Origin of the sequence: Streptomyces africanus (assembly GCF_002150735.1) — a bacterium.
Classification (GTDB): Bacteria; Actinomycetota; Actinomycetes; order Streptomycetales; family Streptomycetaceae; genus Streptomyces; species Streptomyces africanus.
This window is the reverse complement of the sequence record NZ_MUKA01000686.1, coordinates 1-765: the sequence shown is the minus strand read 5'-3', so window position 1 is coordinate 765 and position 765 is coordinate 1. Positions and strand designations below refer to the sequence as shown.

General features: G+C 72.1%; 1 protein-coding gene. It reads left to right on the top strand.

From position 1 onward, the window contains the following. Nucleotides 1–765, top strand: a 765-nt coding sequence (locus tag CCL05_RS43410; RefSeq protein ID WP_143590082.1) for an AAA family ATPase, incomplete at both ends; no start/stop codon positions are given.

Here is a 765-nt window from a genome sequence, read left to right as displayed (position 1 = left end):
GAACTGCTCGTCGTCGTCCAGGGGCGGCACGGCACCCGCGTGTCCGTGCCGCCCCTGGACGACGACGAGCAGTTCGATCTGTGGGCCGACGCCTTCCGGGACGTGGCCGACCTCGACGACGGCGAACTGCGGTCGCTGGTCGCGCAGTTCCAGCTGCCCCCGCACGTCGTACGCTCCGCCGCCGCCACCGTACGGCGCGAACTGCCCCACGAGGACGAGCTGGACGCCGTACAGCTGGCCTGGCGGGCCGGTCTGGACGAGGCCCGTATGGGCATGGACGAGCTGGGCCGCCGTATCGGACCGCGGGCCGGCTGGGACGACCTGGTGCNNTTCGACGCCGCCGAGGCGGGCGGCGCGCTGCTGCTGTTCGACGAGGCCGACGCCCTGTTCGGCAAGCGCAGCGAGGTCAAGGACAGCCACGACCGGTACGCCAACCTCGAAGTCAGCTATCTGCTCATGCGGATGGAGGCCTACCGCGGGCTCGCCATCCTCACCACCAACATGAAGAAGGCCCTGGACAACGCCTTCCTGCGGCGCATCCGCTTCGTCGTCGACTTCCCCTTCCCGGCCGAGCACGAACGCGCCGAGATCTGGCGCCGCGTGCTGCCGCCGCAGGCGCCGGTCAAGGACCTCGACCCGCGGCTGCTCGCCCAGCTCACCGTGGCGGGCGGCTCGATCCGCAACATCGCCCTGTCCGGGGCGTTCCTGGCCGCCGAGGAGGGCGAGGCGCTGCAGATGCGGCACATGGCCGCGGCGGCCCGGACC